Origin of the sequence: Tepidicaulis marinus, assembly GCF_000739695.1 — a bacterium.
GTDB lineage: Bacteria > Pseudomonadota > Alphaproteobacteria > Parvibaculales > Parvibaculaceae > Tepidicaulis > Tepidicaulis marinus.
The window spans coordinates 1-24,525 of record NZ_BBIO01000018.1 but is presented as its reverse complement, the minus strand read 5'-3'; the positions used below and the strand labels follow the sequence as shown (position 1 = coordinate 24,525).

At 61.3% G+C, this 24,525-nt stretch carries 24 protein-coding genes; 9 read left to right on the top strand and 15 right to left on the bottom strand.

Annotated elements, in window-relative coordinates; all coding sequences use genetic code 11:
- Nucleotides 1–5: 5 nt before the first annotated feature.
- Genes M2A_RS14365 through M2A_RS17555 form a run of 3 tightly spaced genes read right to left on the bottom strand, consistent with a single transcriptional unit; the run spans nucleotide 6 to nucleotide 3,528 of the window.
- The gene (locus M2A_RS14365) at nucleotides 6–1,397 is read right to left on the bottom strand and encodes an aldehyde dehydrogenase family protein (RefSeq protein ID WP_045448898.1); all 1,392 of its coding nucleotides are present in this window, start codon (nucleotides 1,395–1,397) and stop codon (nucleotides 6–8) included.
- On the bottom strand, nucleotides 1,394–2,755 hold the full coding sequence (locus tag M2A_RS14360; protein WP_045448897.1) for a glutamine synthetase family protein: 1,362 nt from the start codon (nucleotides 2,753–2,755) through the stop codon (nucleotides 1,394–1,396). The genes M2A_RS14365 and M2A_RS14360 overlap by 4 nt, the downstream gene beginning before the upstream one ends.
- A gap of 35 nt (nucleotides 2,756–2,790) precedes the next feature.
- Nucleotides 2,791–3,528 carry a hypothetical protein gene (locus M2A_RS17555; RefSeq protein ID WP_147446287.1) on the bottom strand — a complete coding sequence of 246 codons (738 nt, stop codon included), beginning with the start codon at nucleotides 3,526–3,528 and terminating at the stop codon, nucleotides 2,791–2,793.
- A 268-nt stretch (nucleotides 3,529–3,796) separates the two neighbouring features.
- Here M2A_RS17555 and M2A_RS14350 point away from each other — a divergent pair, with 268 nt between their 5' ends.
- Together M2A_RS14350 and M2A_RS14345 are read left to right on the top strand one after the other, a co-directional pair.
- Nucleotides 3,797–4,753, top strand: a complete 957-nt coding sequence (locus tag M2A_RS14350) for a division plane positioning ATPase MipZ (RefSeq protein ID WP_280113608.1) — start codon at nucleotides 3,797–3,799, stop codon at nucleotides 4,751–4,753.
- Nucleotides 4,754–4,804: 51 nt separating this feature from the next.
- Nucleotides 4,805–5,275: a DnaJ domain-containing protein gene (locus tag M2A_RS14345; protein WP_045448893.1), complete on the top strand. Its 471-nt coding sequence runs from the start codon at nucleotides 4,805–4,807 to the stop codon at nucleotides 5,273–5,275.
- An 8-nt stretch (nucleotides 5,276–5,283) separates the two neighbouring features.
- On the opposite strand, the gene M2A_RS14340 is transcribed toward M2A_RS14345, so the two are convergent.
- Nucleotides 5,284–6,834, bottom strand: a complete 1,551-nt coding sequence (locus M2A_RS14340; RefSeq protein WP_052379520.1) for a D-alanyl-D-alanine carboxypeptidase — start codon at nucleotides 6,832–6,834, stop codon at nucleotides 5,284–5,286.
- 531 nt (nucleotides 6,835–7,365) lie between these two features.
- On the opposite strand from M2A_RS14340, the gene clpS reads away from it, so the two are divergent.
- Nucleotides 7,366–7,743, top strand: a complete 378-nt coding sequence (clpS, locus tag M2A_RS14335; RefSeq protein ID WP_081875654.1) for an ATP-dependent Clp protease adapter ClpS — start codon at nucleotides 7,366–7,368, stop codon at nucleotides 7,741–7,743.
- Nucleotides 7,744–7,818: 75 nt separating this feature from the next.
- A complete protein-coding gene (gene clpA / locus M2A_RS14330; protein WP_045448891.1) occupies nucleotides 7,819–10,206 on the top strand; it encodes an ATP-dependent Clp protease ATP-binding subunit ClpA in 2,388 nt (795 codons plus the stop codon).
- Nucleotides 10,207–10,258: 52 nt separating this feature from the next.
- Here the strand turns inward: clpA and M2A_RS14325 are convergent, their stop codons facing one another.
- The gene (locus M2A_RS14325) at nucleotides 10,259–10,465 is read right to left on the bottom strand and encodes a hypothetical protein (protein WP_045448889.1); all 207 of its coding nucleotides are present in this window, start codon (nucleotides 10,463–10,465) and stop codon (nucleotides 10,259–10,261) included.
- A 209-nt stretch (nucleotides 10,466–10,674) separates the two neighbouring features.
- On the opposite strand from M2A_RS14325, the gene M2A_RS14320 reads away from it, so the two are divergent.
- Nucleotides 10,675–11,043, top strand: coding sequence for a VOC family protein (locus M2A_RS14320; protein WP_045448887.1), 369 nt, complete (start codon nucleotides 10,675–10,677; stop codon nucleotides 11,041–11,043).
- A 77-nt stretch (nucleotides 11,044–11,120) separates the two neighbouring features.
- Here the strand turns inward: M2A_RS14320 and M2A_RS14315 are convergent, their stop codons facing one another.
- The 4 genes from M2A_RS14315 to M2A_RS14300 all read right to left on the bottom strand — a co-directional run bounded on the left by M2A_RS14315 (nucleotide 11,121) and on the right by M2A_RS14300 (nucleotide 15,039).
- Nucleotides 11,121–12,815 (bottom strand): hypothetical protein, encoded by a 1,695-nt coding sequence (locus M2A_RS14315; protein WP_052379519.1) that lies wholly within the window; start codon nucleotides 12,813–12,815, stop codon nucleotides 11,121–11,123.
- A 33-nt stretch (nucleotides 12,816–12,848) separates the two neighbouring features.
- The gene (locus tag M2A_RS14310; protein ID WP_045448885.1) at nucleotides 12,849–13,268 is read right to left on the bottom strand and encodes an HIT family protein; all 420 of its coding nucleotides are present in this window, start codon (nucleotides 13,266–13,268) and stop codon (nucleotides 12,849–12,851) included.
- Nucleotides 13,269–13,296: 28 nt separating this feature from the next.
- Nucleotides 13,297–14,481, bottom strand: coding sequence for a GNAT family N-acetyltransferase (locus M2A_RS14305; RefSeq protein WP_045448883.1), 1,185 nt, complete (start codon nucleotides 14,479–14,481; stop codon nucleotides 13,297–13,299).
- Nucleotides 14,482–14,556: 75 nt separating this feature from the next.
- Nucleotides 14,557–15,039, bottom strand: coding sequence for a RidA family protein (locus M2A_RS14300; RefSeq protein ID WP_045448879.1), 483 nt, complete (start codon nucleotides 15,037–15,039; stop codon nucleotides 14,557–14,559).
- Nucleotides 15,040–15,155: 116 nt separating this feature from the next.
- Between M2A_RS14300 and M2A_RS14295 the strand changes: the two genes are divergently transcribed.
- Nucleotides 15,156–16,205: an agmatine deiminase family protein gene (locus M2A_RS14295; RefSeq protein WP_045448876.1), complete on the top strand. Its 1,050-nt coding sequence runs from the start codon at nucleotides 15,156–15,158 to the stop codon at nucleotides 16,203–16,205.
- A 24-nt stretch (nucleotides 16,206–16,229) separates the two neighbouring features.
- Here M2A_RS14295 and M2A_RS14290 read toward each other — a convergent pair whose 3' ends face one another.
- Together M2A_RS14290 and M2A_RS14285 are read right to left on the bottom strand one after the other, a co-directional pair.
- Nucleotides 16,230–17,012, bottom strand: coding sequence for a GGDEF domain-containing protein (locus tag M2A_RS14290; protein WP_052379518.1), 783 nt, complete (start codon nucleotides 17,010–17,012; stop codon nucleotides 16,230–16,232).
- A 168-nt stretch (nucleotides 17,013–17,180) separates the two neighbouring features.
- Nucleotides 17,181–18,146, bottom strand: coding sequence for a 2-hydroxyacid dehydrogenase (locus tag M2A_RS14285; RefSeq protein WP_045448873.1), 966 nt, complete (start codon nucleotides 18,144–18,146; stop codon nucleotides 17,181–17,183).
- A gap of 196 nt (nucleotides 18,147–18,342) precedes the next feature.
- On the opposite strand from M2A_RS14285, the gene M2A_RS14280 reads away from it, so the two are divergent.
- On the top strand, nucleotides 18,343–19,119 hold the full coding sequence (locus M2A_RS14280) for an EipB family protein (RefSeq protein ID WP_197052957.1): 777 nt from the start codon (nucleotides 18,343–18,345) through the stop codon (nucleotides 19,117–19,119).
- On the opposite strand, the gene M2A_RS14275 is transcribed toward M2A_RS14280, so the two are convergent.
- Genes M2A_RS14275 through M2A_RS14260 form a run of 4 tightly spaced genes read right to left on the bottom strand, consistent with a single transcriptional unit; the run spans nucleotide 19,089 to nucleotide 22,341 of the window.
- Nucleotides 19,089–20,381 carry a DNA polymerase IV gene (locus M2A_RS14275; RefSeq protein WP_045448869.1) on the bottom strand — a complete coding sequence of 431 codons (1,293 nt, stop codon included), beginning with the start codon at nucleotides 20,379–20,381 and terminating at the stop codon, nucleotides 19,089–19,091. The two genes, M2A_RS14280 and M2A_RS14275, sit on opposite strands and share 31 nt — an antisense overlap.
- A gap of 34 nt (nucleotides 20,382–20,415) precedes the next feature.
- Nucleotides 20,416–21,330, bottom strand: a complete 915-nt coding sequence (locus M2A_RS14270) for an ROK family protein (protein WP_045448867.1) — start codon at nucleotides 21,328–21,330, stop codon at nucleotides 20,416–20,418.
- 12 nt (nucleotides 21,331–21,342) lie between these two features.
- Nucleotides 21,343–22,035 carry a hypothetical protein gene (locus tag M2A_RS14265; RefSeq protein WP_052379517.1) on the bottom strand — a complete coding sequence of 231 codons (693 nt, stop codon included), beginning with the start codon at nucleotides 22,033–22,035 and terminating at the stop codon, nucleotides 21,343–21,345.
- 27 nt (nucleotides 22,036–22,062) lie between these two features.
- The gene (locus M2A_RS14260; RefSeq protein ID WP_045448864.1) at nucleotides 22,063–22,341 is read right to left on the bottom strand and encodes a DUF3572 domain-containing protein; all 279 of its coding nucleotides are present in this window, start codon (nucleotides 22,339–22,341) and stop codon (nucleotides 22,063–22,065) included.
- Nucleotides 22,342–22,522: 181 nt separating this feature from the next.
- On the opposite strand from M2A_RS14260, the gene M2A_RS14255 reads away from it, so the two are divergent.
- Nucleotides 22,523–22,888 (top strand): response regulator, encoded by a 366-nt coding sequence (locus tag M2A_RS14255; protein WP_045448862.1) that lies wholly within the window; start codon nucleotides 22,523–22,525, stop codon nucleotides 22,886–22,888.
- 3 nt (nucleotides 22,889–22,891) lie between these two features.
- Entirely contained in the window at nucleotides 22,892–24,265 is a 1,374-nt protein-coding gene (locus M2A_RS14250) for a PleD family two-component system response regulator (RefSeq protein WP_045448860.1), read from the top strand.
- The last annotated feature ends 260 nt before the right edge of the window (nucleotides 24,266–24,525 follow it).

The window sequence follows — 24,525 nt, the reverse complement described above, 5'->3', positions numbered from 1 at the left end:
ACGCCTCAGGTTTTCGTGCGCAGGTGATAGGATTTCGGCCGCGTCAGCGCCTCATAGCCGAAGGGCGAGAGCGTGCAGCCATGGCCTGAATCCTTGACGCCCGTCCAGGCGAGATAAGGATCGAGATAATCGCAGCGGTTCATGAAAACCGTGCCGGTATCGATACCGTCGCCGAGCCGGATGGCGGCTTCTTCATCTTCCGTCCAGATCGAGGCGGTGAGCCCGTAAGGGCTGTCATTCATCAGCTGCAGCGCGTCTTCATCAGAGGTGACTTTCATGATGCCCACGGCGGGCCCGAAGGTCTCGTCCCGCATCAGGCTCATCTTGTGCGTCACATCCGTCAGCACATGGGGGGAAAGATAGGCGGTGCCGGGGCGGGAGGCGGGAAACTCCGCCTCATCGATCAGCGAGCGCGCACCGGCGCGGACCGCATCCGAAATCTGCCCGCGCACGAATTCCGCCGCGCCCGGCCGCACCATGGGGCCGAGCGTCGTTTCCGGGTCCAGCGGATCGCCCAGCACATATTGGCGGGTCAGGTTTTCGAAGGCCTCGATGAAATCGCCATAGACTTTTTCATGAACATAAATGCGCTCGATGCCGCAGCAGGATTGGCCGGAATTGAAGAAGGCGCCGTCCACCAGTCCTTCCACCGCGTGGGTAAGGTTTGCATCGGCGCGCACATAGGCGGGGTCCTTGCCGCCAAGCTCAAGCCCTACACCGATGAAGCGGCCCGTTGCGGCCCGCTCGATGGCCGCACCCCCGCTTACCGAGCCGGTAAAGGCGACGTAATTCACCTCCGGATGGGCGATGGCCTTCGCCGTCGTCACATGGTCCATATGAACGATCTGGAAAATGCCGTCCGGCGCGCCCGCCTTTTCCATAGCAAGCGCCAGGCGCTCGGCGCAAAGCGGCGTCTGGTGGGACATTTTCAGCACCACGCTATTGCCGGCCATGAGTGCGGGGACAATGGAATTGACCGCGATGAGATAAGGATAGTTCCAGGCGGAAATGGTGAGCACGACGCCCAGCGGCGCGCGCTGGATGTAACGGGTAAAGCCGTCTTTGGCGGGCGGTACATAAGGGGCAAGCGCCTCCTCGGCCAGCCCGATCATCGCCCGCGCGCGCTCTTCGAAGCCTGCGACCTCGCCCGCGCCAAAGGCAACGGGCCGGCCCATCTGCCAGGCAAGTTCGGGCACGATCTCGTCTTTCATCGCGCAAAAGGCATCGACGAAACGGGTGCAGAGATGAGCGCGCTCTTCCAGCGGCACTTTCGACCAGGCTTTTTGCGCCTTTTTCGCCGATTGAAGCAGTGCCCCGGCGGCGCGCTCATCCGCCAGCTCCCGCTCGGCATAGAGCGAGCCGTCGACCGGCGATATAACTTCGAGCTTCTTCGTCATCCCCGTTCGAACCCCCGCATCAATTCCCAATCTGTAATACGGCGCTCATACTCATATTGTTCCCAGCGTCCGGTGTGCAGGTAATGCTCGATCACCTCCTCGCCGAAGGCGGCGCGCAGCATTTCCGAGCCCTCCAGCGCGCTTAGCGCATCGCGTAAGTTACGGGGGAGGGAGGGAATGCCTTCCTTCGTATAGGCATCGCCCTGAAATTCCTCGCCCAGTTCAAGTTCCCGCTCGATCCCGCCCAGCCCGGCGGCAAGAATGGCCGCATAGGCAAGATAGGGGTTAAGGTCCGCGCCGCCCACACGGGTTTCCACCCGCGTGCCGGCCCCATCTCCTAGAACGCGCAGCGCCGCCGTTCTGTTGTCCCGGCTCCAAACGGCATTGGTCGGCGCGAAGGAGAGATTGGCAAAGCGCTTATAGGAATTGACGTAAGGGGCGAGGAAATAGCTGATCTCCTGCAGCGCGCTGAGCTGGCCTGCAATGAAATGCTTGAAGAGCGGCGTCATCTCGCCGTCGTTTTCAGGCTTGAAAAGCGGCGTGTCTTTCTTCGCATCCCAAAGCGAGGAATGGATGTGGCAGGAATTGCCTGCAAGATCATAATGCCACTTCGCCATGAAGGTGACGGACTTGCCATGCAGATGGGCGATTTCCTTGATGCCGTTTTTCAAGATCACATGCCGGTCCGCCATGTCGAGCGCTTCGGCATAGCGCACATTGACTTCTTCCTGGCCCGGCCCCCATTCGCCTTTCGAGTTTTCAACCGGAATGCCCGCGCCTTCCAGCCCGTTGCGGATGGCGCGCATCACGCCTTCTTCCTTCGAGGTCTGGAAGACGTGATAATCCTCGATATACCAGGAGGCGGTTTGCAGGTCGTGGTAGCGCTTTTCATGCGCCTCGCGGTAGCTGTCGTCGAAGAGAAAAAACTCCAGCTCCGAGGCCATCTTCGCCGTAATGCCTTTTCCGGCCAGGCGTTTGAGCTGCTTTTTCAGGATGGCGCGCGGGGCGGTGGGAATGTCCTCGCCATTGTGGTCTTGCGTATCGCAGATCACCAGCGCCGTGCCGGGCAGCCAGGGAATGCGCCGCAAGGTGGAAAGGTCCGGCTTCAGCGCGAAATCGCCGTAGCCTTTCTCCCAGCTTGCCGAGCGGTAACCGGGCACCGGTTCCATATCCATGTCGACGGTGAGAAGATAATTGCAGCTATGGGATTCCTTGATGGCGCTATCGAGAAAGAAGCTGCCCGTCATGCGTTTGCCGACAAGCCGGCCCTGCATATCCGGCATGCAGGTAATGACCGTGTCGATCTCTCCTGCGGCAACGAGATCGGACAATTGATCGACACTGAGCATTCCCCGCATAACCCCTCCTGATCCGCCTCTTTTGGGAGGCGGCGCTAATTCTTGCCGCTACCCGATGCGGTGTTGCAGCAACCAGCATAAAACGGCCCGCCGCTGATGGTGATGAATGTTTCGTATGGAAAGATGATGTCCGACATCCCGTCCGAGCATTGGTTGGTGCGGCGGATGATGATGGAGACCGGTTTGTTCTCAGCCTTCGTGCGCGCATCGATTGCCCAGGCGGTGGACATTTGCGGCGACTGGCGGGCAGGCGAAAGATCGATCTGCAAGGGACCATCGGCCAGCGAGTCCAGCACGGTCTCACGGCCTTTCAAAAGCATGCCCCAAAAGGGTTCCGTTCCCGCGCAGCTCAAAGGTTCCAGAAAAACGCTGGTGCCGGATGTGCTGCCGGTGATCTCGGCTTCGGGATCGATCTGGGGCGGGGCACCGGCGCTTTGCGCCCGGTCGCGCACGAGGAAGTGACTGTTCACCCAGCCCGTCACGTCCCGGTACATGATTTCCCGCCAGATGTAATCGCCGCGCTTGGCCGTGCGGCCCGTCGCCTCGATGCCGCGCGCATCCGGCGGAATGGCGCCGACTTTTGCCGCATAAGGATCGGGCACGATGCGCATGTTCAAGACGTCGTTGCTGTCCACCCGCACGACGCGGAAATGGGCTTTTTGCGTGTCTGTTTCCGCTGCCTGGGCTTTGTCACCGGCAAACCCGGCGCAAAGCGCGAGGAGTAATCCTGCAAAAAGGAATGCGATGGGGCGGCGCATGGGGATAACGAACAAATCCGGCTCCTTTCGGGTGCGCGGTGAGTCTCCGCGTTGAATCAGTTTAACGGCTGGCAGGCGGCCAGCAAGCCGCGCCTGCGTTTCACCGTTGAGGCTCCAGTATCGCCCATGCAGGTGGAGGCGGGGATAAGTGCCGGGCCGAAGCTGTAAACGGGGTTTCCCGCCGCTTATGCGCCCTTGGCGCGCAATGAAGGGCAGGCGCAATGCCGGTTGACTTGCCAAAAGGGGCACAACAAACTCCGCCGCCCGTGGCAGTATCGGGGTTATGAGTCGGGGTAAGGGCATGGTGGACGGGCAAAGCGGCGCGCTGGAAACGGCGCGGGGCGGTATATCCGGGAGAACCGGGGAGAGTGGCCGCATGGAAGGCGGGCAGAGACCGGAAGAACCTCAAAAGGCGGGCAGCGGCGGCCGCCGGGCGCATGTGATCGTGCTCGGCAATGAAAAGGGCGGCTCGGGCAAGACGACGAGCGCCATGCATGTCATCGCCGTTCTGCTTCAAGAAGGTTTCCGCGTCGCCTCCATGGATCTCGACAGCCGTCAGCGCTCCTTGACCCGCTATGTGGAAAACCGCGCGGCCTGGTCGCAGTCGAACGGCGTGCGCCTTGCCATGCCGGATCATCAGGTGATCGAGCTTTCCGATAAGGAGACGGTCGCCGAGCGCCAGGAAGATGAGCGCGAGCGTTTTCAGGCCGGCCTTGCCCGCGCCTCCGCCGCGCATGATTTCGTGGTGATCGATTGTCCGGGGTCGGACTCTTTTCTCTCCCGGCTCGGCCATGCGGTTGCCGACACGCTGATCACGCCGATGAATGACAGTTTCGTCGATTTCGATCTGCTGGCCCGCGTCGATCCGCAAACCTATGAGATCAAGGGGCCCAGCGTTTATTCGGAAATGGTCTGGGAAAGCCGCAAGCGCCGCGCCATGGCCGATGGCGGCAGCATCGATTGGGTGGTGATGCGCAACCGGCTGTCCATGCTGGACGCCAAGAACAAGCGCCGCCTTGAAGGCGTGCTCGAAGCACTGGCGGACCGGATCGGCTTCCGCCTCGCGCCCGGTTTCGGGGAACGGGTGATCTTCCGTGAGATGTTTCCCTCGGGCCTTACCTTGCTCGACTTGAAAGAGGGCGGCGCCTGGTCCATGTCGCATGTGGCGGCGCGGGCCGAAGTGCGCCAGCTTATCGAGACGCTGGACCTGCCTCTGGCCGAAATGGCGGGAGAAGGCTAGCAGGCCCTGAAAGAAGAGGCACCGGGCCGCCATGATGCGAAAGGACACTGGATGATCTGGTTCGTTCTGGGCGGGGTGTTGCTGGCGGGGGTGCTTTGGCTGCTTTACCGCGTGGCCTATGCCGATAGCGCGCGGGTCGTCAGCCGGGCGCGCACGCTTGGCGCGGCTGCGGCCATTATCGTCGGGCTCGGCCTTGCGCTGACCGGCCGGATCGGCCTGGCTGTCGTGCTGTTCGGCGCGGCGGCGGGGCTTTTGGGGTTCGGCGGTTTCGGGCCCTTCGGCCAGCTCGGAGGCAATGCCTCCGGCGGGGCTGCAGGCGGGGCGGGCGGCAGGCCTCCGCGGCAGGGGCAGATGAGCCGGGCGGAGGCGCTGGAGGTGCTAGGCCTTCAAGAAGGCGCTTCGGCAGAAGAGATCAAACAGGCGCACCGCAAATTGCTCGGCAAGGTCCATCCCGACAGGGAAGGGACGACCTATCTCGCCTCGAAAATCAACGAGGCGAAAGACGTGCTTCTCAAGAAATAGGCTTAGGCTCAGCCGTTATTGGGCGCGCGGCGGGCGGAGGCGGCCGACCAGCCGGATGGCGGCAGTGCGATGCAGCTGATGTTCACGCGGGCAAGTTGGCCGCAGGCGTTGCGCGCGGTCAGCTCATCAAAGCCGCCGAAGCGCGAGCGGTAAAGCGTGGTATCGCCCGTCATCACCGGCACCGTTACCGGCACGGCGTTGGAAAGCTCGCCGGGCGCGGCTTGCATGGCCTCGCGGATACGGTCCACGGCCTGCGCCGGGTCACGGTAAGCCCCGATCTGGATGACCCAGCTTTCCGGCGGGAAGAGCGAGCCGACAAGCGAGGGCTGCTGCTTGGGCGGCGGCGGCAGGGCGACATTGCGTGTGCTGCCTGTGCGCGTGCTCCCTGCGGCGCCATGGGCGTTGCCCGTATGCGCATGGGCGGCAGGGGCGATCAGATTGCCGACTTTTTCAAGCGGCTCGGCCGCCTCGCGCAGGGCCGCTTTGGCGATGCGTGCGGCGGAGTTCTGTGGTTGCGGCTGAACGGCCGGCTCGCTCAGTGAGGCGCGGCGCAGCGGCAATTCTTCTTCGGCTGGCGGCTCGAGCGGCAGGAATTCGGTGTTGGCCCGCTGCGCGCTGCGGGCAGAAGCGCCGCCCGGCAGGTCGAGCGAGGCCATCAAGGCCGGATCGGACGTGTCGGGCAAATTGGCGGCGAAGGTCACCGGCGGCTTTTCGATCGGCAGCGGCGCCTTCACCATCAAGGTGCCCGGATTGCCCGGCTGCACCCGGTTCCAGGCATCATCGAGAATCTTCACCATGTGGTTGTCGCGGCTGCGCGCCTTGCGCCCGCCCATGACGACACCGATCAGATATTTGCCGTCCCGCTCGACGGCGGCGGTCAGGTTGAAGCCGGAAGCGCGGGTATAGCCCGTCTTGATGCCGACCGTGCCGCCATATTTGCCCAGCAGATTGTTGTGGTTGGAATAGGTCCGCCCGCGCCAGGAAAAGCGCTCGGTCTGGAAATAATCATAATACTCGGGAAAATCCTCGCGGATTCGCTGGCCGAGTTTGGCCATGTCGCGGGCCGTGGTTTTCTGGCGCGTATTGGGCAGGCCCGAGGCGTTCATGAAACGGGTGCGGCGCATGCCGAGCTCGCGCGCCTTTGCCGTCATTTTCCGGGCAAAGGCGCTTTCGGTGCCGCCGATATGCTCGGCCACCACGGTTGCCACGTCATTGGCGGATTTCGTCACCAGCGCCTTGATGGCGTCATCGACGCGAATGTACTGGCCCGCTTTCAACCCCAGCTTGGAGGGGGCCTGGCCCTGGGCGCGGCGCGACACTTTCATGCGCGTGTCGAGCGACAGGCGCCCGGCTTCCAGCTCCTCGAACACCATATAAAGGGTCATGATTTTGGTCAGGGAGGCAGGGTAACGGGCATTATCCGCGTTCCGGGAGAACACGACTTTCCCCGTGTAGCCATCGATGACGATGGCCGCATATTTACTATTGGCGTGCGCGGCAGGCGCGAAGAACAGGCTCAGCGCCAGAATGGCTGCGCTGACAATCCCCCAAAAAGACACCCTAGACGCACCGATTCGCGCTTTCCCCCACATGGAAACCCGCTCAGTTACAAAAACCCCTGATCCCTGCATCACAGTACTGTCAGTTTGTGTAAAATCCAAGATGCCGCAGGAAAAATCCTGCAATTTCTGCACCGTTTTCAGGGATCCACATTAGGGGAGGCGTAATTACCCCTTCGTTAAGGTAAAAATTTGTCTTTAACTTTATTTGCAATCTGGGCACGCGCGGCGCGAAATCGGCCTCGAACGCGGGCAAGCCGGGCGGGCTGCTTGTCCGGACCGGGCGGTTCATGGCAGGCTTGCTGCGTGAATTCGCAGGATTTGCGCGGCTTTCGGAGAGGCGCACCTTGAATGCGGCTCTTTCATTAGTTTGAATTTTTCCTATGTAATATGAGCACGGGGAATTCCGTTTCGGTGATTTTACGGGAAGTTATGCGGGAACGACACGCTAAGATGTTGATTAAGCTGGATATTTCTGAAATGTCGGAGCGTTCGGCGGGGCTCGCCACCGGCGGGCAGGCGCCGCATGGCATGGCTCTTCAACCTGTTTTCCCGTCTTTTTCGCCTTGGCGCCTTTCGGAAGACGGCGACGAGGATATCGGCGGGCAGGGCGGCACGGGGACGGGCGTCATAACCAAGACGAAGCCCAAGACCCAGAAGCCGTCCATGTACAAGGTGCTGCTGCTCAACGACGATTACACGCCCATGGAGTTTGTCGTTCATATTTTGGAGCGGTTTTTCAACAAGGGCCCGGAAGAGGCCGCGCAGATCATGCTGCATGTGCATCAGCACGGGGTCGGCATCTGCGGTGTCTACACATATGAAGTCGCCGAAACCAAAGTGACTCAAGTCGTGGATTTTTCACGCCAACATCAACACCCGTTACAGTGTACGATGGAACGGGATTAGCGCTGCCGAGACAAAAGGTTGAGGAGAGAGGGACGCGCTTTCAAACGGTAACATTCAGATAGCAGGAACAAACACGTGCCATCATTGTCCCGTAGTCTCGAAGAAGGTCTTCACAGAGCGTTGGCTTTGGCTAATGAGCGAAAGCACGAATACGCCACGCTTGAACACCTGTTGCTGGCCTTGATCGACGATCGGGACTCGGCAGCGGTCATGCGCGCCTGCAATGTCGATCTGGAACATTTGCGCCAGCAGCTTGTCCAATATGTGGACAACGAATTGCAGAGCCTCATCATCGACGATGGCGAGGAAGCCAAGCCGACGGCAGGCTTCCAGCGCGTCATTCAGCGCGCCGTCATTCACGTTCAATCCTCCGGCCGCGAAGAAGTGACGGGCGCCAATGTGCTGGTCGCCATGTTCGCCGAGCGCGAGAGCCATGCCGCTTACTTCCTGCAAGAGCAGGATATGACGCGCTATGACGCGGTGAACTATATCAGCCACGGCATCGCCAAGCGCGCCGATATGAACGAGGCCCGCCCCGTGCGCGGCGTCGAGGAAGAGGCTGTGACGGAAGAAGGCGGCGCGAAAGGCACGACGGAAGCGCTGGAAGCTTATTGCGTCAATCTCAACGAGAAAGCGTCGAAGGGCAAGATCGACCCCTTGATCGGGCGCGACAAGGAAGTCGAACGCACAATCCAGATTCTCTGCCGCCGCCAGAAGAACAACCCGCTTTTCGTCGGCGATCCCGGCGTCGGCAAGACGGCGATTGCCGAAGGCCTTGCCCGCAAGATCGTCAATGGCGAGGTGCCGGAAGTTCTCAAAGACGCCACGATCTTCTCCCTCGATATGGGCACGCTGCTGGCCGGTACGCGCTATCGCGGCGATTTCGAAGAGCGCATCAAGGCGGTCATCAAGGAACTTGAGGATTATCCGGGCGCGGTGATGTTCATCGACGAGATTCACACCGTCATCGGCGCTGGCGCGACGAGCGGCGGGGCGATGGATGCCTCCAACCTGCTCAAGCCCGCGCTTGCCAGCGGCACGCTGCGCTGCATCGGCTCGACCACTTATAAGGAATACCGTCAGCACTTCGAAAAGGACCGTGCGCTGGTGCGCCGCTTCCAGAAGATCGACGTGACCGAGCCGTCGGTGCCCGACACGATCAAGATTCTCAAAGGCCTCAAGCCCTATTTCGAGGAGTTCCACGGGCTGCGCTACACCAATGAAGCGGTGAAGTCGGCGGTGGAGCTGTCGTCGAAATATATGGCGGACCGCAAATTGCCGGACAAAGCCATCGATGTGATCGACGAGGCGGGCGCGCGGCAGATGATCCTGCCGGAATCGCGGCGCAAGAAAACCATCGGTGTGAAGGAGATCGAGGAAGTCATCGCCACGATGGCGCGCATTCCGCCGAAATCCGTTTCCAAGAGCGACACGGAAAAGCTGCGCGATCTGGGCAACGAGCTCAAGCGCGTGGTCTTCGGCCAGAACGAAGCGATCGATGCGCTTGCCTCCGCGATCAAACTGTCGCGGGCGGGCCTGCGCGAGCCGGAAAAGCCGATCGGGTCCTATCTCTTCTCCGGTCCGACCGGCGTCGGCAAGACCGAGGTTGCCCGTCAGCTCGCCAGCATCATGGGCGTCGAGCTCTTACGTTTCGACATGTCCGAATATATGGAGCGGCACACGGTGTCGCGTCTCATCGGCGCGCCGCCCGGCTATGTCGGCTTCGACCAGGGCGGACTTCTGACCGACGGTGTCGACCAGCATCCGCACTGCGTGCTCTTGCTCGACGAGATCGAGAAGGCGCATCCGGATCTCTTCAACATCCTCTTGCAGGTGATGGATCACGGCAAGCTGACCGACCATAACGGCAAGCAGATCGACTTCCGCAATGTGGTGCTGATCATGACCACCAATGCGGGCGCCAGCGATATGGCGAAAGAGCCGATCGGTTTCGGCCGCACCAAGCGGGAAGGGGAAGACGAGGAAGCGGTGAAGAAGCTCTTCACGCCCGAATTCCGCAACCGCCTCGATGCGGTAATCCCCTTCGGCAATCTGCCCGAAGAGGTCATTGCCCGCGTGGTCGAGAAATTCGTCATGCAGCTCGAAGCGCAGCTTGCCGACCGTCACATCACCATCGAGCTGACGCCGGAGGCGACGCAATGGCTTGTCGGTCATGGCTATGACCAGCAGATGGGCGCGCGGCCCATGTCCCGCGTCATTCAGGAGCACATCAAGAAGCCGCTCGCCGATGAAGTGCTCTTCGGTGAGTTGAAGCATGGCGGCGTGGTGCGCGTCATCGTCAAGAACGATGCGCTCAGCTTCGAATTCGAGCCGGCCCCGCCGCCTAAAAAACGTTCGCAGAAGAACGGCAAGGGCTCGGGTCCGAAAAAGCCGGGCGGCGACGGCGGCAATTCGCCGGGCGGCGGGTCTTCCGTCCCCAAAGTGCCGCTCATGGTCGAATAAACGAAAGGCCGCCCCGGTGAGGGCGGCCTTTTCTTTTCAGCAGATGGGCTGCTTATTTCGGCTCGATGGCCTTGATGCACATATAGCCCCGGCTGCCGGCTTTGTATTCTTCCAGCGCCGCGCCTTCGAGTTTTGCCGGAACGGATTTTGCGATTTCCGCCTCGCAGGCTTCCTTCGTTTCAAATGTGCCTGCATCCGTAATGACATATACATCCGGCCCGGCGAGCAGGTGCAAGGTAACGGCGACGATCGCCCACATGTCTCATCCCCCTCTTTGACAAAAGACGCTGCATGGACTTTTCCAGGCCAAATTGACAACACGCAATTGTGATGAATTGGCCCCGCCGCCACGTTATTTTATCTGCCGGGGAATTGGCCTGACCGCTTGCAGGGGCGAGCGTGGATGCTGTTAAGTGATGCCACCTGAAGGCGGGCATAGAACCGCCGCGACAATGAAGGAGAACAGGGATGCTGGGTTACTTGATGATCGGGACGAACGACCTGGATAAAGCGGTGGCTTTCTACGAGCAGCTTGTGCCGCTGGTGGGCGCCAAACAGGCCGCGACGGATCCGGGCCGTTTCGTAATGTGGGGCAATGGCAATGGCGCGATGCTGGCTGTGACGAAGCCGCATGACGGCAGCCCCGCCACGGTCGGCAACGGCGTGATGCCGGCCATCGCCGCGCCGTCACGCGAAGTGGTGGACCAGTTCCACGCTAAAGCGCTGGAGCTTGGCGCGACGAATGAAGGCGATCCCGGCCCGCGCACGGATAATTTCTATGGCGGTTATTTCCGCGATCTCGACGGCAACAAGCTGGTGGTGTTCCATCTCGGCTAAGCCATGAGGCGGGAAGCTGAAAAGAAAGGCGGGTCCCTTACCGGGTCCCGCCTTTTTTTGGTGCCTGGAAAACGCGCTTATTGCGGCGTGAGTTTATAGAGCGCCGCTTCGATGTCGGAGGTGAAATAGACCGACCCGTCCTTGGCAACGGCAACGCCGGTCGGCACGTTGAGCGGCAGGACATCGCCTTCAAAGCCGAAGCCGATAGGCAGGTCTTCGGCGATGACGGTTTTCTGAGATGTGGACAGGTCGATGCGGGCGATCCGGCGCGCGCCGACTTCGGCGACATAGAGATTGCCTGCCGTATCGATGTCGAACCCTTCCGGCCCTTCGAGCCCTTCTGCCACGGGGGTCAATGTGCCGGTTTCAAGATCGAGCGTGGAGATGCGTCCGGCAAGCTGCTCGCTCAGGTAGATCCGCCCATCGGGGCCTTGCATGAGATTGGCGGGGCCTTTGAGGCCGGTGACGAAATCCGTGCGGTTTTTCCAATCATCCGCCGCGACTTTCACCAGCGCGCCGCGGCCATATTCGGCAACGAGAAGGCTGCCATCCGCGAGGGGCAGGGCGTCGGTCGGCGCATTGAAACCGTGATGGGGACCGGGTAGCTCCGCCGCGCCGATCTCGAATGCCTGCACGGCGCCGGCCGACCAGCCGGCAACCGCTATGCGCCCGTGCGCCGCGGCAACGGAAATCGGATAATCGATATTGGAACCGAAGACGCGGCCCACTTCGCTGACGCTGCCATCGGCAATGTCGACCTTGCGCAGCGCGAAAACGTCGCCGACATAAAGCACTTCGCGGCCGTCTTCCTCCACAAGCGCAAGATCGGCGGCGACGGCCAGCTTACCTTTGACGAGCGGGGTGCTTTCCCCCGTTTCGGTGTCGATTTCGATGATGGCATTATCCGCCATATTGGTGATGAAGAGCCGGTTGTCCGCCGTGATCGCCAGATTGTCGATGGCGGCATCGACATCGGCGACTTTCACGCGGGCGCCATCGTCGATATCGACTTTATAGACCGCGCCTTCCGCCGTATCGACGGCCCAGAGATTGCCTCTGGAATCGAAATTAACGGCAGCGGGTGTCTTAAAGCCCGTTGCCACGGTTTCGAGCGTGGCTTCATCCACATCGACGCGGACGATCTCGCCCTTGAACCATAGCGGGCCGTAAAGTTTGCCGTCCGGGCCGAAATCGAAGCCGTTGAGGCCGCCCATGCCTTCCATGATCTTGCGCGGCGGAGCGACGCCTTGCGGGTCGAGCTCATAAAGCGCATCGCCGAGAAAGACCTGCGTTGCAAAGAGCCGGCCTTCCATGTTCCAGGCGGTGGAGTTGAGCCCCGGCAGGTCTTCGGCAAGGGTGCGCAGTTCGCCGTCTTTGGTGCGCAGATAATATTTGCCGTCGAGAAACGCGGTCCAGCCGAGTGCACCGTCCGGGCCTTCTTCCAGATCGTCGGCCATGCCGGTGGGCGGGGCTTCATAGATGCTGACGGTGCCCGTCTCCTTGTCGATCTCGTAGATCGCGCGGCCGAGCACACTGCCCGCAAGCAATTTGCCGTCGGAGGTTTCGGTGATGCCGTGAATGCCGTGGAAGGCGGAACCCGGCACGACATTTTCAAGTTTATAAGAGGCGGGCGCGGCGCTTTCTTCTTGCGCGGCAGGAGCCTGCATTTCCTCCGGCGCAGTATCTTCCGCCGCTTTTTGGTCGTCGCAGGCTGCCAGAGCGAGCGCGGCGGCAAAGCCTGCCGCGATCTTCAGATTGTTCTTCTTGTCCATTCTCTCCCCCTTTGATGCCGAAGCCGGCGGCGTTCAGTTCAGCGCGGCTTTGATTTTTTCCGCCTGCGCTTTCAGCTCGTCCATATCCGCCATCTCGCGGGCATGGAGTTTCAGGTCGATGCCGTTCCAGCGCGGAATGATATGGGTGTGGATGTGAAAGACGGTCTGACCGGCCTCGGCCCCGTTCAGCTGCGCGATCATGATGCCCGGCGCGTCCATGGCTTTTTTCACGGCGGGCGCGAGTTTTTTCACCGTGCGCGCCATGGCGGCGGCATAGTCGGCGTCGAGATCGAAAAGGTTTTCGGCGGGAAATTTCGGAATGACAAGGCAGTGCCCCGGCGCCTGCGGCATGACATCCATGAAGGCATAGGTCATCTCGTCATCGTAAAGCGCGATGGAGGGCATTTCCCCGCGAAGGATTTTCGCGAAGACATTGCTGTCATCATAGGCCATCGGGTTTCTCCCTTGTTCTGGCGTCAGATTAGATTTCTTCGTTTCCCGTATCGTGCCTGAAGGGGGAGTGCGCGCCAAGCATCTCGATATCCTGATCGATATAGGCGCGCTCGCGCTCCAGATAATCGCCCACCGCCTCGCGCAGGCCCGGATTGGCGATGTAATGGGCGGAATAGGTATGTTCGGGCAGATAGCCGCGCGCCAGCTTATGCGCGCCCTGCGCCCCGGCTTCGACCTTTTTGAGGCCCCGCGAGATTGCAAAATCGATGGCCTGATAGTAGCAGCATTCGAAATGCAGGAAGGGATGATCCTCGATGCAGCCCCAATTGCGCCCGAAGAGCGTCTCCGAGCCGATGAAGTTCAAGGCCCCGGCAATATAGCGCCCCTCGCGCTTTGCCATGATGAGCAGCGTGTCGTCGGCCATGGTCTCGTTGATCAGGCTGAAAAACTCGCGGGTGAGGTAGGGCGTGCCCCATTTGCGCGCGCCGGTGTCCATGTAGAACATGAAGAACGCGTCCCAGTGATCTTCGGTGAGTTCCGCGCCCGTCACCCATTCGATTTCGATATCGTTTTCCAAAGCGCGTGCGCGCTCCTTTTTCAGGTTCTTGCGTTTGCGCGAGGCAAGATCGGCGAGGAAATCGTCGAAGGCCGCGTAATCCCTGTTCGTCCAGTGGAACTGTTGATCGGTGCGCTGCAGAAGACCGATCTTGCCAAGCTCGTCCCATTGCTCTTTGGGGAGAAAAGTAAAGTGGATGGAAGAGGCCTCGAGCTGGCGGCAGACTTCCATGGCGCCTGCCAGAAGCTCTTTTTCGATATGGGCGCGCGCCGGGCCGGGGCGGGCAAGAAGCCGCCTGCCGCTGGCGGGCGTAAAGGGCACCGAGACCTGGAGCTTCGGATAATAGCGCCCGCCCGCGCGCTCAAAAGCATCGGCCCAGCCGTAATCGAAGACATATTCGCCCCGGCTATGGTTCTTCAGATACATGGGCAGGCAGCCTGCCAGCCTGCCGCCCGGCTCCTCGATCACGAGATGATAGGGCGCCCAGCCGGTTGAGCGGGTGGCCGAGCCGCTTTCTTCCAGCGCTTTCAAAAAGGCATGGGAGATAAAGGGATTGCGCGGCTCGCCCGGTGGGTTGGCGCAGGCATCCCATTCTTCCGCTTTCACCTCGCCGATGGCGTGTACAACGCGGATCACGACTTGTTCTTCATCGCCCATAAGGTCCTCCGGGGGGTCCTCCGGCAAAGGAGTCTAGCGCTGCCGCGCGGCAAGGCAAATGACGGGCGGGGGCGTTCACGCGATTTCGAAGATGGCGTCGATTTCAACGGCGACATTGAAGGGCAGGTTCGCCGCGCTCACCGCCGTGCGCGCATGGCGGCCCGCCTCGCCGAGCACCGCGACCATGAGGTCCGAGGCGCCGTTGATCACGGCGGGCTGCTGGTCGAAATCCGGGGTGGAATTGACGAAGCCGCTGAGTTTGACGCAGCGGCGAAGGCGCGCAAGATCGCCCCCGCAGGCCGCTTTGGCTTGGGCCAGAATATTGATGGCGCAGAGCCGGGCCGCTTCCTGACCCTCTTCCAGGCTGAAGGCGTCTCCGACCTTGCCTTGAAACTTCAGCCCCTCGGGGGAAAGCGGCACCTGACCGGAAATGAAGAGCTGCTGGCCGCTGATCACATAGGGCACATAATTGCCCGCCGCGCCCGACGGCGCAGGCAGTGCGATACCAAGATTGCTCAAGCGTTTTTCGATTTCGTCTGACGTTGCCGGTCCTGCCATGATCTTTCCCGATAGTGTTTGCCCTTATCTGGGGCTTTTTTCATTGCGTTAAAGGCTGCCTCTGTGCTCGCTTCAACCTACACCGTAATTCTCATTCGCAACAGTTCCGGAGCATCATGGAGCCCATTTATCAAAGCCCGCTCACCGATGGATTTTTTCTTCCCGCCGAATGGGAACCGCATGAGCGCACCTGGGTCGAGTGGCCGGCCCGCGCGGATGTCTGGGGTGAAAGCCTGCCGCAGGCCCATGCCGCTTATGCAGGGCTCGTGCGGGCCGTTGCCGAGTTCGAGCCCGTGAGCCTCATCGTGCGGCCAGAAGATGAGGCCACCGCGCGTTTTGCCTGCGGGCGCGACAGCGCGGTCGAATTGCATGTCATGGCGCAGGACGATGGGCGCATCCGCGATAACGGGCCGATGTTCGTGATCGACGGGATGGGCGGTGTTGCCGGTATCGACTGGCAATATGACGGGCTGGGCGGGCATTTCCGCCATATCGACAATGACCGGCGTCTGGCGGGCAAGCTGCTCGATGAGATCGGTCTGAAACGCTATGAAGGCGAGCTTGTGCTGGAAGGCGGCGCGGTTTGCGCGGATGGGTCGGGCACGTTGATCGCGACGGAGGCGGTGCTGCTCGACAGCAACCGCAACCGCGAACATTCGCACCGCGAAATCGAAGAAGCGCTGGCCATGTTCTGCGGTGCCCGGCGTATCATCTGGTTGGGCGGCGGCATGGCGCAGGATGAAGCGGGCGGTCATGTGGACCAGGTTGCCGCGTTCACCGGCCCGGCCCGTGTTGCGGTTGCATGCGGAAGTGAGGCGGACCCGGTCCAAGCCGAAGTGCTGGCCGATGCGCGCGCCCAGCTTTCAGCGGCAAAGGATGCGCGGGGCAGGGCACTGGAGATCGTCGATGTGCCGCTCACCCGCGATCTTTTTGCCGGAACGGAAGGGCGCGGCGCGCAGTTTTCTTATGTCGGGTTCTATCCGGTAAATGGCGGGCTGCTGGTGCCCGCATATGGCGATGCGCATGATGCGCGGGCGCGCGATATTCTAGCGGAGCTATTTCCGGGCCGCAAAGCCGTCAGTGTTCCGGCGGGCGATCTCGCCTGGGCAGGCCGCTCCTTGCACGCGGCGGTGCTGGCGCAGCCTGCAGCTTTGGCAGACGGATAAAAGGGTGGATGGATAAGGCCAGGCTTATGCGCTGGCCTTTTTCCGTGATGCAGCGCGGGTCCGCGTGACAGCGTTTTTGCGGCGGGCGGGCGTTTTCTTGCGCGCGCGGCTCTTGTCCCGGTACATTGCCCGGTCGGCAAGCTCCAGCAGTTCCATCGCCGTGGAATCCTTGTCGTAACTTGCCATACCGATGCTGGCATGCACCTCGATCGCCTGGCCTTCCCAGGGCACGATGAGCCCGTTGAGCTTTTCGTTCAGCTCGCGCGCGCGCTCTCTTGCGCGGGCATGTTCGCCGCGTACGTAAAGCAGCGCGAATTCATCGCCGCCAAGCCGCGCCGCATAATCGGTGGTGCGGATATTCCGGCGCAGGAACTGGCCGATCTTGCGCAGCACCGCATCGCCAGCCGCGTGGCCATAGGTGTCGTTGATGAGTTTGAAGTCGTCGAGATCGATAAAAGCCAGGACGCCCGTCTCATTATGCCGCGTGGCGCTGGCAAGGTTGCGGTAGAGTATGTCCTGGAAGCCGCGCCGGTTCAAAAGGCCGGTCAGCTCATCCGTGACGGTGAGCGATTCCAGCAGTTTGACGCGGGCCGATAGCTCGCTGATGCGCTGCTCGGCCTCGGAGGCATAATCCAGCGCCCGGCGGATCACTTCTTCGGGCGTCTCCGCGCGCCCGGCATCGCGCAGCAATGCGCAGCGCATCCGCATTTCCAGCGTATCGATCACCGGGTGAATGCTTTGCCCGGTTGCGGGAGCCGCTCGTTTTGTATCGAGCGTGGTTGTCTTATCTGCCTTGGCGAGCCCCATCGTTTTCTCCTGGCATTGCCCTTTGTCATCCCCGCCAATGCCAGCGCAAGCCATGTGCCAAATGCGAATCCCCATAAATCCAAGGGTTTAGAAGCTCTTCTTTATGTGGAAATAGGCAAAAAGTTCCCCCTTTGCTGCCGGTGGGCAAGGTTGGCAGGGCAAAATGCCTCACGGCGTGACGGGGTTCGGCGGCTCTTTTCCGGCGAAAAAGGCGTCGAGATTGTCGAGGGCGCAAAAGCCCATGGCATTGCGTGTCTCGCGCGTCGCGCTGCCCAGATGTGGCAGAAGAAACGTGTTGGAAAGGCCGCGATAGCCGGGGTGAATGTCGGGCTCGCCCGCATAAACGTCGAGCCCGGCGGCGGCCACTTTGCCGCTTTTTAAGGCCGCGATCAGCGCCTCGTCCTCGACAATGTCGCCGCGTGCGCTGTTCACGACAATCGCGCCCTCGGGCAGAAGGGCGAGCGTGCGGGCATTGACGAGGCCGCGTGTCTGCGGGGTGGAGGCGCAATTGACGGAAAGAATGTCCGATTGGGCGAATAGCGCCTCCGGGCTTTCATGGTAATGCGCGCCTTGCTCCCCGGCTTCGGAAAGGCGGGTGCGGTTGTGGTAATGGATCTCCATACCGAAGGCGCGCGCCCGTGCGGCCACGGCCTGGCCGATGCGGCCCATGCCGAGTATCCCGAGCCTTTTGCCCGTCACATCCGTGCCGAGCGGGCCGCTCGGCGCCCAGTTCTGCCATGTCTTTTGGCGGATCATCGCTTCGCCCCAGCCTGCGCCGCGCGCTGCGCCTAAAATGAGGAGGAGCGTGATATCGGCGGTGGCATGGGTGAGCACGCCCGGCGTGTTCGTCACGGTAATGCCGCGCTGTGCCGCTGCAGCGACGTCGATATGGTCATAGCCGACCGAGAAGGTGGCGATGATGCGCACGCTTTCGGGCAGGGCGTTTATCGCGGCGGCATCGAGCTTGTCCGTCACCGTCGCCAGGACCGCGTCCATATCCTTAGCGCGGGCGGCAAGCTCCCCGGCGCTGAAAAGCCGGTCCTCTTCATTCAAAAGCGGGGCGTAATCCCGTTTCAGCCGCGCTTCCACATCGGCGGGCAATTTGCGGGTGACGAGGACGCGCGGCAAGGACATGCAAGCAGGCTTTCTTTCTGGCATAATTCGGCGGTTCGGACAGGCCAATGACAAGATCGGCAAAAACCCGCCGCTTCGCAAGGCTGCTTAAGGGAGAGCCCCTTACGGGAGAGCTCCTTACGGGAGAGGATGTAAGATGAGATTGTTTGGACGGCATTTGCGGCAAGCGGCTCTGGCTTCGTGTGCTGCATCGGTCATGCTGGCTTCCACAGCCCTGGCAGGGGAGTTTCAACCGCACCGGGCCGTTTATGAGCTTAAGCTCGACAGTTCCCAAATGTCGGCGGACATTGCCGACCTTTCCGGGCGCATGGTGCTGGAATGGACGGGCAATGCCTGCACCGGCTACAAGCTCGCCCAGCGTCTCGTCATGCGTGTCGCGACGATGGACGACATTCAAGTGGTGCGCGATCTGCGTTTCAGAAGCTCTGAGGCGGCGGATGGGCAGAATTTCGAATTCGACTTTCAGCGTTTCATGAACGGTGAGGAAATCGAACGCATCAAGGGCCATGCCTCGAAAGAGGGGACGCCTGCGGTGCATTTCGAGGAGCCGAATGCGCCGGATCTGGCGCTTGCGCCGGAAACCGTTTTCCCGAGCGCCTTTTCCCTTGCCCTGGTGGAAACGGCGGAAGCGGGCGATACGACCTATAGCCGGCCGATCTATGAGGGAGCGGAGGTTGATACGGCCTTTCTCGCCTCGGCCTTTATCGGCAAGAGCCGGGGAGATGACGCGACGCTTGAAAGCGTGGAAATGAGTGAGGAAGCGGCGAAAGATATGGCGTCGCAGGAATGGTGGCGCGTTCAGCTTTCTTATCACCATCCCTCCCGCGTTGACGGCGTGCCGGAATACCAGGTGGCCTATCATCTTTACGCGAACGGGATTTCCAGCGCCTTGAAGATGGATTACATCGATTTCAAAGTGGATGCGGGGCTGAGCAGCCTCGACTATTTGCCGTCGGAGCCCTGCGAGCGCTGAGGCGCCTTGAAGCCACGCCCCATCGTGATGATGTCTTTGCCGAATTTTGTGCGCATTGCATCCATCGCGCGTTCAGCCGCTGCGCGCCGCGCCGCTGCGGGATCGAGCAGGTCCGGCGGGTCGGCAAGATCGCCATCGGTGAGCGTTGCAAAGCCGACGCCGAGCAGGCGGAAAGTGGTTTTGCCGTCGCATTCTTTCTTAAGCAGCGGCGAGGCGGTGCGGTACAGAACTTCGGCAAGCTGGCTCGGGTCGGACAGGCGCTGATTGCGGGTGCGGGTTTTAAAGTCTTTCGTCTTCAGTTTCAGCACCACGGTCTGTCCGGCAAGGCCGGCGGCTTTCATGCGTGCGGACAGTTTTTCACAAAGCGGCCAAAGACGTTTGTCGAGTTCGGCAAAAGAGGAAATGTCATTCGAGAAAGTCGTTTCGGATGAAATGCTTTTCGCTTCCCGCTCGGCGCTGACGATGCGCGCGTCCTGGCCATGGGCAAGACGGAAAAGCCGCCGCCCCATCACGCCGTAGCGGGCAAGGAGATCGTTCTCTTCGTAATTGCGCAGTTGCTTGATGCGGGTAATGCCGTCCCGCTCGAGCTTTGCCTGCAAGGCCTTGCCGACGCCCCAGATAAGCGAGACGGGTTTATCCGCGAGGAAGTCCAGCGCCTCGGCTTCACCGATGACCGAAAAGCCGCGCGGCTTGTCGAGGTCGGAGGCGATCTTGGCCAGAAACTTGTTGTAGCTGAGACCGACCGACACGGTGATGCCGATTTCCGCCTCGATGCGTTTGGCAAGCTTGGCCATGGAAACGGCGGGCGGGGCTTTGTGCAGGCGCTCGGTGCCGGTGAGATCGAGAAAGGCTTCGTCGATGGAAAGCGGTTCGACAAGCGGTGTCAGCTCGCGCATGAGCTGGCGCACTTCTTTGCCCGCCTTGGCGTATTTTTCCATGTTGGGGGTGAGGACCACTGCCTCCGGGCATTTGGCCAGGGCCTTGAACATGGGCATGGCGGAGCCGACGCCCTTCGTGCGGGCGATATAACAGGCGGTGCTGACGACGCCGCGCCTGCCGCCGCCGATGATCAGCGGCTTGTCCCGCAGCTCCGGATTGTCGCGCTTTTCGATCGCCGCATAAAAAGCGTCGCAATCGAGATGGGCGATGGAGAGGGAGAAAAGCTCCGGGTGGAAGACAAGCCGGGGCCGCCCGCAGGAGGCGCAGCGTTTCGCGCCCTCCGGCAGCACCGTGAAACAGTCCCGGCACAGCCCGGTTTCCATTCGGCTCCCTTGATGCTTTTTTGCGGCAAGCGCCTTAAAGCGCGGCAGCTTCCGCTTCGCTCCATAGCCAGGCCGCCCCGCGCACACCGCTGGAATCGCCATGCAGATTGGGCTTGAGGCGCGTTGCTACCTGATCGGAGAAAATATACCGCGCCCAGCGGGCGGGCACAGCCTCATAAAGGAAGGTGAGGTTGGAAAGCCCGCCGCCGAGCACGATGACTTCCGGATCGAAAATATTGATCACCCCGGCCAGCGCGCGGGCGAGCCTATCGGCATAGCGCGCCAGCGTGGCTTCGGCTGCCGGATCGCCTGAAGCGGCGCGCGATGCCAGCTCATGGGGTTCCGCCTTCTCCCCGGTGAGGCGGAAATGGTCTTCCGCAAGGCCGGGGCCCGAAAGCCAGGTTTCGATGCAGCCTTGCCGCCCGCAATAACAGCCGGGACCGGGCAATTCTGCCTCCTGCGGCGCAGGCAGGGGATTGTGGCCCCATTCACCGGCAATGGCATTGGGGCCATTGATGAGGCGGCCTTCATAGACGAGGCCGCCGCCCACACCGGTGCCCAGAATGACGCCGAAGAGGGAGCGGGCACCTGCGCCCGCGCCATCGGCGGCTTCCGACAGGGCAAAGCAGTCGGCATCATTGGCAAGGCGCACGGGCTGGCCGAGGCTTGCTTCAAGGTCGGTCTGCAAGGGCTTGCCGATCAACCAGGTGGAGTTGGCGTTTTTGATGAGGCCCGTGGCGGGCGAGGGCGCGCCGGGCATGCCGATGCCGATCGTGGCTTTGCCGCCGGCTTGTTTCTTCAGCGCGGCGCAGAGCGCGGCAACGGCCTCCAGCGTGGCAGGATAATCCCCGCGCGGTGTCTCACGCCGCTCGCGGGCCAGCACCCGGCCATCCGGGGCAAGCAGAATGCCTTCGATTTTCGTGCCGCCAAGATCGATGCCGATGCGCATGGGGCGTGCCGTTTAAAAGCCGGTTTCGTCCAGCCGGGAATGGATGAAATCGCCTGCCAGTTGCCATTTTGTCGTGTGGAAATGGCTGTCGGCGCAAGGCGGGAGCAGTTTGGCGAGGCGCTCATCGGCGATGAAATGAATGCGCTGGCTTTCCTCATGCGCCTTGGCGACGGCCGAGATGTTATGCGGGATATCATCGAGGAAGAAGACCGGCGCGCGGCCCGCCGCCTCGGCCAGATAGCGCACCGCGCCGCCTTTCAGGCCCGTATTGGCGATGACCGGATAATCGAGCCCTTGGCCCGCCAGGCAGGCGGCGCGCGCCGCGCGCTGATCCTGCGGCACATTGGTGAGCACCACGATCTGCGCGCGTTTGGAAAGGGCGGCGAGGGTTTCGGCGGCATCCGGCACCGCTTTCAGCGAGGCGGTTTCGGAGGCAAAGAAGCCGCCGAGGATATCCGGCATCCGGGAAGCGGGAATGCGCTCATTCGTGCCGATGCGGCGCACATTGCCGGTGAGCGCGAAGCTCTGCAGATCGAGCCAGAGGCCCTGGCGCTCCAGATAGATTTCGAGCCCTTGCACGAATTGCAAAAGCACTTCATCGGCATCGGAAATGATGAGGGGGCGTCCGGGGGCAAGGTCCAGCGCGTCGATCTGGGCCCGCACCGCTGCATCCAGGGCGAGGAAGTCTGGTTCAGGAGCTTTCATGGGAGGTTTTATCGCCCGGGCGGGGCCTCAAGTCCAGTGAGGCAGGTCGCCGCCGGGCAGGGCCTGGCGGGCCTCGCCCGGTGTTTCGGGAGGCAGGCCCGCCTCTTCGCAAAATGCAAGGAGGCGCTTGTCGTCCATCATCAAAAAGTCGATGACGCCGGCCAGGATATGGGGGCTGGAGGCATTGGCCCTTAAAGTCTTAATATCGACGCCGGTCGCCTCCAGGAAAGCAGTGAGTTCACTTTCATTTTCCGCGATAAAGGCAAGGCCCTGCAGGGCGATGGTTTCGGCGGTATCTTTCTGCATTTACGGGCCCTTTTTCCTGCGAAAGACAATTTTAAGTATCCGGCGGGTTTCGGCAAAGAACTGCTTCTTCCAGTCTGTCTTTAAAGACTTAGTTAACGATATTGAGTTCAACTGTAACAAGCCAGCCGGAACCTAATCCGCCTGGCAACCGGATGTTTTTCCCAGGGGAGCTTCGAACGCAATGTCGAAAACGGTTCTTATCGTGGAAGACAACGAGCTCAATATGAAGCTGTTCCACGACCTGCTGGATGCCCACGGGTATACCACCTTGCAGACGCGGGACGGTATCGAAGCTCTGGAAATCGCCCGCGCCAATCATCCCGACCTCATTCTCATGGATATCCAGCTGCCGGAAGTGTCTGGGCTGGAAGTCACCAAGTGGTTGAAGGAAGACGATAATTTGCGCTCCATCCCGGTGGTTGCCGTGACGGCATTCGCCATGAAGGGCGACGAGGAAAAGATCCGTGAAGGGGGGTGCGAGGCCTATATCGCCAAGCCGATTTCGGTCACGCAATTTCTGGAAACCGTTCAGCGTTTTTTGGGGTAAGAGGTGACGGCCAGAGTTCTCATTGTCGACGACGTCCCGGCCAACCTAAAGCTACTCGACGCTAAGTTATCGGCTGAGTATTTCGAGGTGCTGCAGGCGGCTTCCGGACCGGAAGCATTGGAAGTTGCGCAGAAAGAGCTGCCCGACATCGTTCTGCTCGACGTCATGATGCCCGGTATGGACGGCTTTGAAGTCTGCCGTCGTCTGCGCGCCGACGCGCACACCAAGCATATTCCCGTGATCATGGTGACGGCGCTCGATCAACAAAGCGACCGCGTGCAGGGGCTGGAAGCCGGCGCCGACGATTTTCTCACCAAACCGGTGAACGACGTGGCGCTGTTCGCCCGCGTGAAAAGCCTGGTGCGGCTGAAAATGCTTATGGACGAGCTGCGCATGCGCGAGAGCACGGGCCAGCGCATCGGCCTTGTGGAACCGGGCGAGCCGGAGGGGCCGAGCTGCGAAATCAAAGGCCGCGTGCTGCTTCTCGACGACCGTGAAATTTCCTGCCGCCGCATCGCCGAAACGCTAGCGGAAGTGCATGATGTGGCCGTGCTCGGCGATCCGAACCGGCTTTTGTCCGTCGTGCAGGACAATCACTACGACCTCATCGTCATCAGCCTGTCGCTGCAGGAAGTGGACGGGTTGCGGCTCTGCTCGCAGCTCAAATCGCTCGATGCGACCCGTAATATTCCCGTGCTGGCACTCGTGGAAGAGGGGGACATGCCCCGCCTCGTGCGCGCGCTCGACATCGGCGTGAACGATTATCTGCTGCGTCCGCTGGACCGCAGCGAGCTTCTGGCCCGCTGCAAGACGCAGCTGCGCCACAAGCGCTATCAGGATCAGCTGCGCCAGACGGTGCAGGAAAGCCTCGAGGCGGCCATCACGGACCCGCTGACCGGGCTTTATAACCGCCGTTACATGACCCACCATCTGGGCACGCTGGTGGCGCAGCATAACGAGACCGGCAAACCCGTCTCGCTGCTTGTGCTCGATATCGACTATTTCAAGCCGGTCAACGACACGCACGGCCATGCGGTGGGCGATGATGTGCTGAAGGAATTTGCCCGGCGCATGCAGGCCAATGTGCGCGGCGTCGATCTTGCCTGCCGGCTGGGCGGGGAAGAGTTCGTCGTCGTCATGCCCGACACGGATGTGGCGCTTGCCTATTCGATTGCCGAACGGCTGCGCCAGCAAATTGCCGACCGGGCTTTTGCTGCAGCGCAAGGTGCGGTGGAGTTGAAGATCACCGTCAGCATCGGTGTCGCCGCGACGCTCGGCATTGCCGACGATGCCTCCGCATTGCTCGAACGGGCCGACCAGGCGCTTTACCGCGCCAAGCGCGAAGGCCGTAACCGGGTGGTCGCCGAGGCCGCTTGAAGCGGTCCTTGAAGCGCTCCTGGGGGCGGCCTTTCAGGGGCCTGTTCCAGTCTCAAATTTCTCTTGTAATCAGGCCATCCCGCCGCCGTCCCATTTTGGGGCGGGGAGCGGGGCCGGCTGGTATTCATCTTGAGAAATGGCTGTTTTCTGCGGCTTAAAGCCGTTCGTTAACCTTAATTTTTTATTATAAAACAATGACATATTAAGCCTAGCTATTATCTCGCTTCATTCCCCGGTGGCTTCGTGCTATCCCTATATCC

Bases quoted from the DNA above. Each gene is read 5' to 3' on its own strand.
- M2A_RS14365 (WP_045448898.1), bottom strand. From the start codon at position 1,397: ATGACGAAGAAGCTCGAAGTTATATCGCCGGTCGACGGCTCGCTCTAT.
- M2A_RS14360 (WP_045448897.1), bottom strand. From the start codon at position 2,755: ATGCGGGGAATGCTCAGTGTCGATCAATTGTCCGATCTCGTTGCCGCA.
- M2A_RS14350 (WP_280113608.1), top strand. From the start codon at position 3,797: ATGAGTCGGGGTAAGGGCATGGTGGACGGGCAAAGCGGCGCGCTGGAA.
- M2A_RS14345 (WP_045448893.1), top strand. From the start codon at position 4,805: ATGATCTGGTTCGTTCTGGGCGGGGTGTTGCTGGCGGGGGTGCTTTGG.
- clpS (WP_081875654.1), top strand. From the start codon at position 7,366: ATGGCTCTTCAACCTGTTTTCCCGTCTTTTTCGCCTTGGCGCCTTTCG.
- M2A_RS14325 (WP_045448889.1), bottom strand. From the start codon at position 10,465: ATGTGGGCGATCGTCGCCGTTACCTTGCACCTGCTCGCCGGGCCGGAT.
- M2A_RS14320 (WP_045448887.1), top strand. From the start codon at position 10,675: ATGCTGGGTTACTTGATGATCGGGACGAACGACCTGGATAAAGCGGTG.
- M2A_RS14315 (WP_052379519.1), bottom strand. From the start codon at position 12,815: ATGGACAAGAAGAACAATCTGAAGATCGCGGCAGGCTTTGCCGCCGCG.
- M2A_RS14310 (WP_045448885.1), bottom strand. From the start codon at position 13,268: ATGGCCTATGATGACAGCAATGTCTTCGCGAAAATCCTTCGCGGGGAA.
- M2A_RS14305 (WP_045448883.1), bottom strand. From the start codon at position 14,481: ATGGGCGATGAAGAACAAGTCGTGATCCGCGTTGTACACGCCATCGGC.
- M2A_RS14300 (WP_045448879.1), bottom strand. From the start codon at position 15,039: ATGGCAGGACCGGCAACGTCAGACGAAATCGAAAAACGCTTGAGCAAT.
- M2A_RS14295 (WP_045448876.1), top strand. From the start codon at position 15,156: ATGGAGCCCATTTATCAAAGCCCGCTCACCGATGGATTTTTTCTTCCC.
- M2A_RS14290 (WP_052379518.1), bottom strand. From the start codon at position 17,012: ATGGGGCTCGCCAAGGCAGATAAGACAACCACGCTCGATACAAAACGA.
- M2A_RS14285 (WP_045448873.1), bottom strand. From the start codon at position 18,146: ATGTCCTTGCCGCGCGTCCTCGTCACCCGCAAATTGCCCGCCGATGTG.
- M2A_RS14280 (WP_197052957.1), top strand. From the start codon at position 18,343: ATGCTGGCTTCCACAGCCCTGGCAGGGGAGTTTCAACCGCACCGGGCC.
- M2A_RS14275 (WP_045448869.1), bottom strand. From the start codon at position 20,381: ATGGAAACCGGGCTGTGCCGGGACTGTTTCACGGTGCTGCCGGAGGGC.
- M2A_RS14270 (WP_045448867.1), bottom strand. From the start codon at position 21,330: ATGCGCATCGGCATCGATCTTGGCGGCACGAAAATCGAAGGCATTCTG.
- M2A_RS14265 (WP_052379517.1), bottom strand. From the start codon at position 22,035: ATGAAAGCTCCTGAACCAGACTTCCTCGCCCTGGATGCAGCGGTGCGG.
- M2A_RS14260 (WP_045448864.1), bottom strand. From the start codon at position 22,341: ATGCAGAAAGATACCGCCGAAACCATCGCCCTGCAGGGCCTTGCCTTT.
- M2A_RS14255 (WP_045448862.1), top strand. From the start codon at position 22,523: ATGTCGAAAACGGTTCTTATCGTGGAAGACAACGAGCTCAATATGAAG.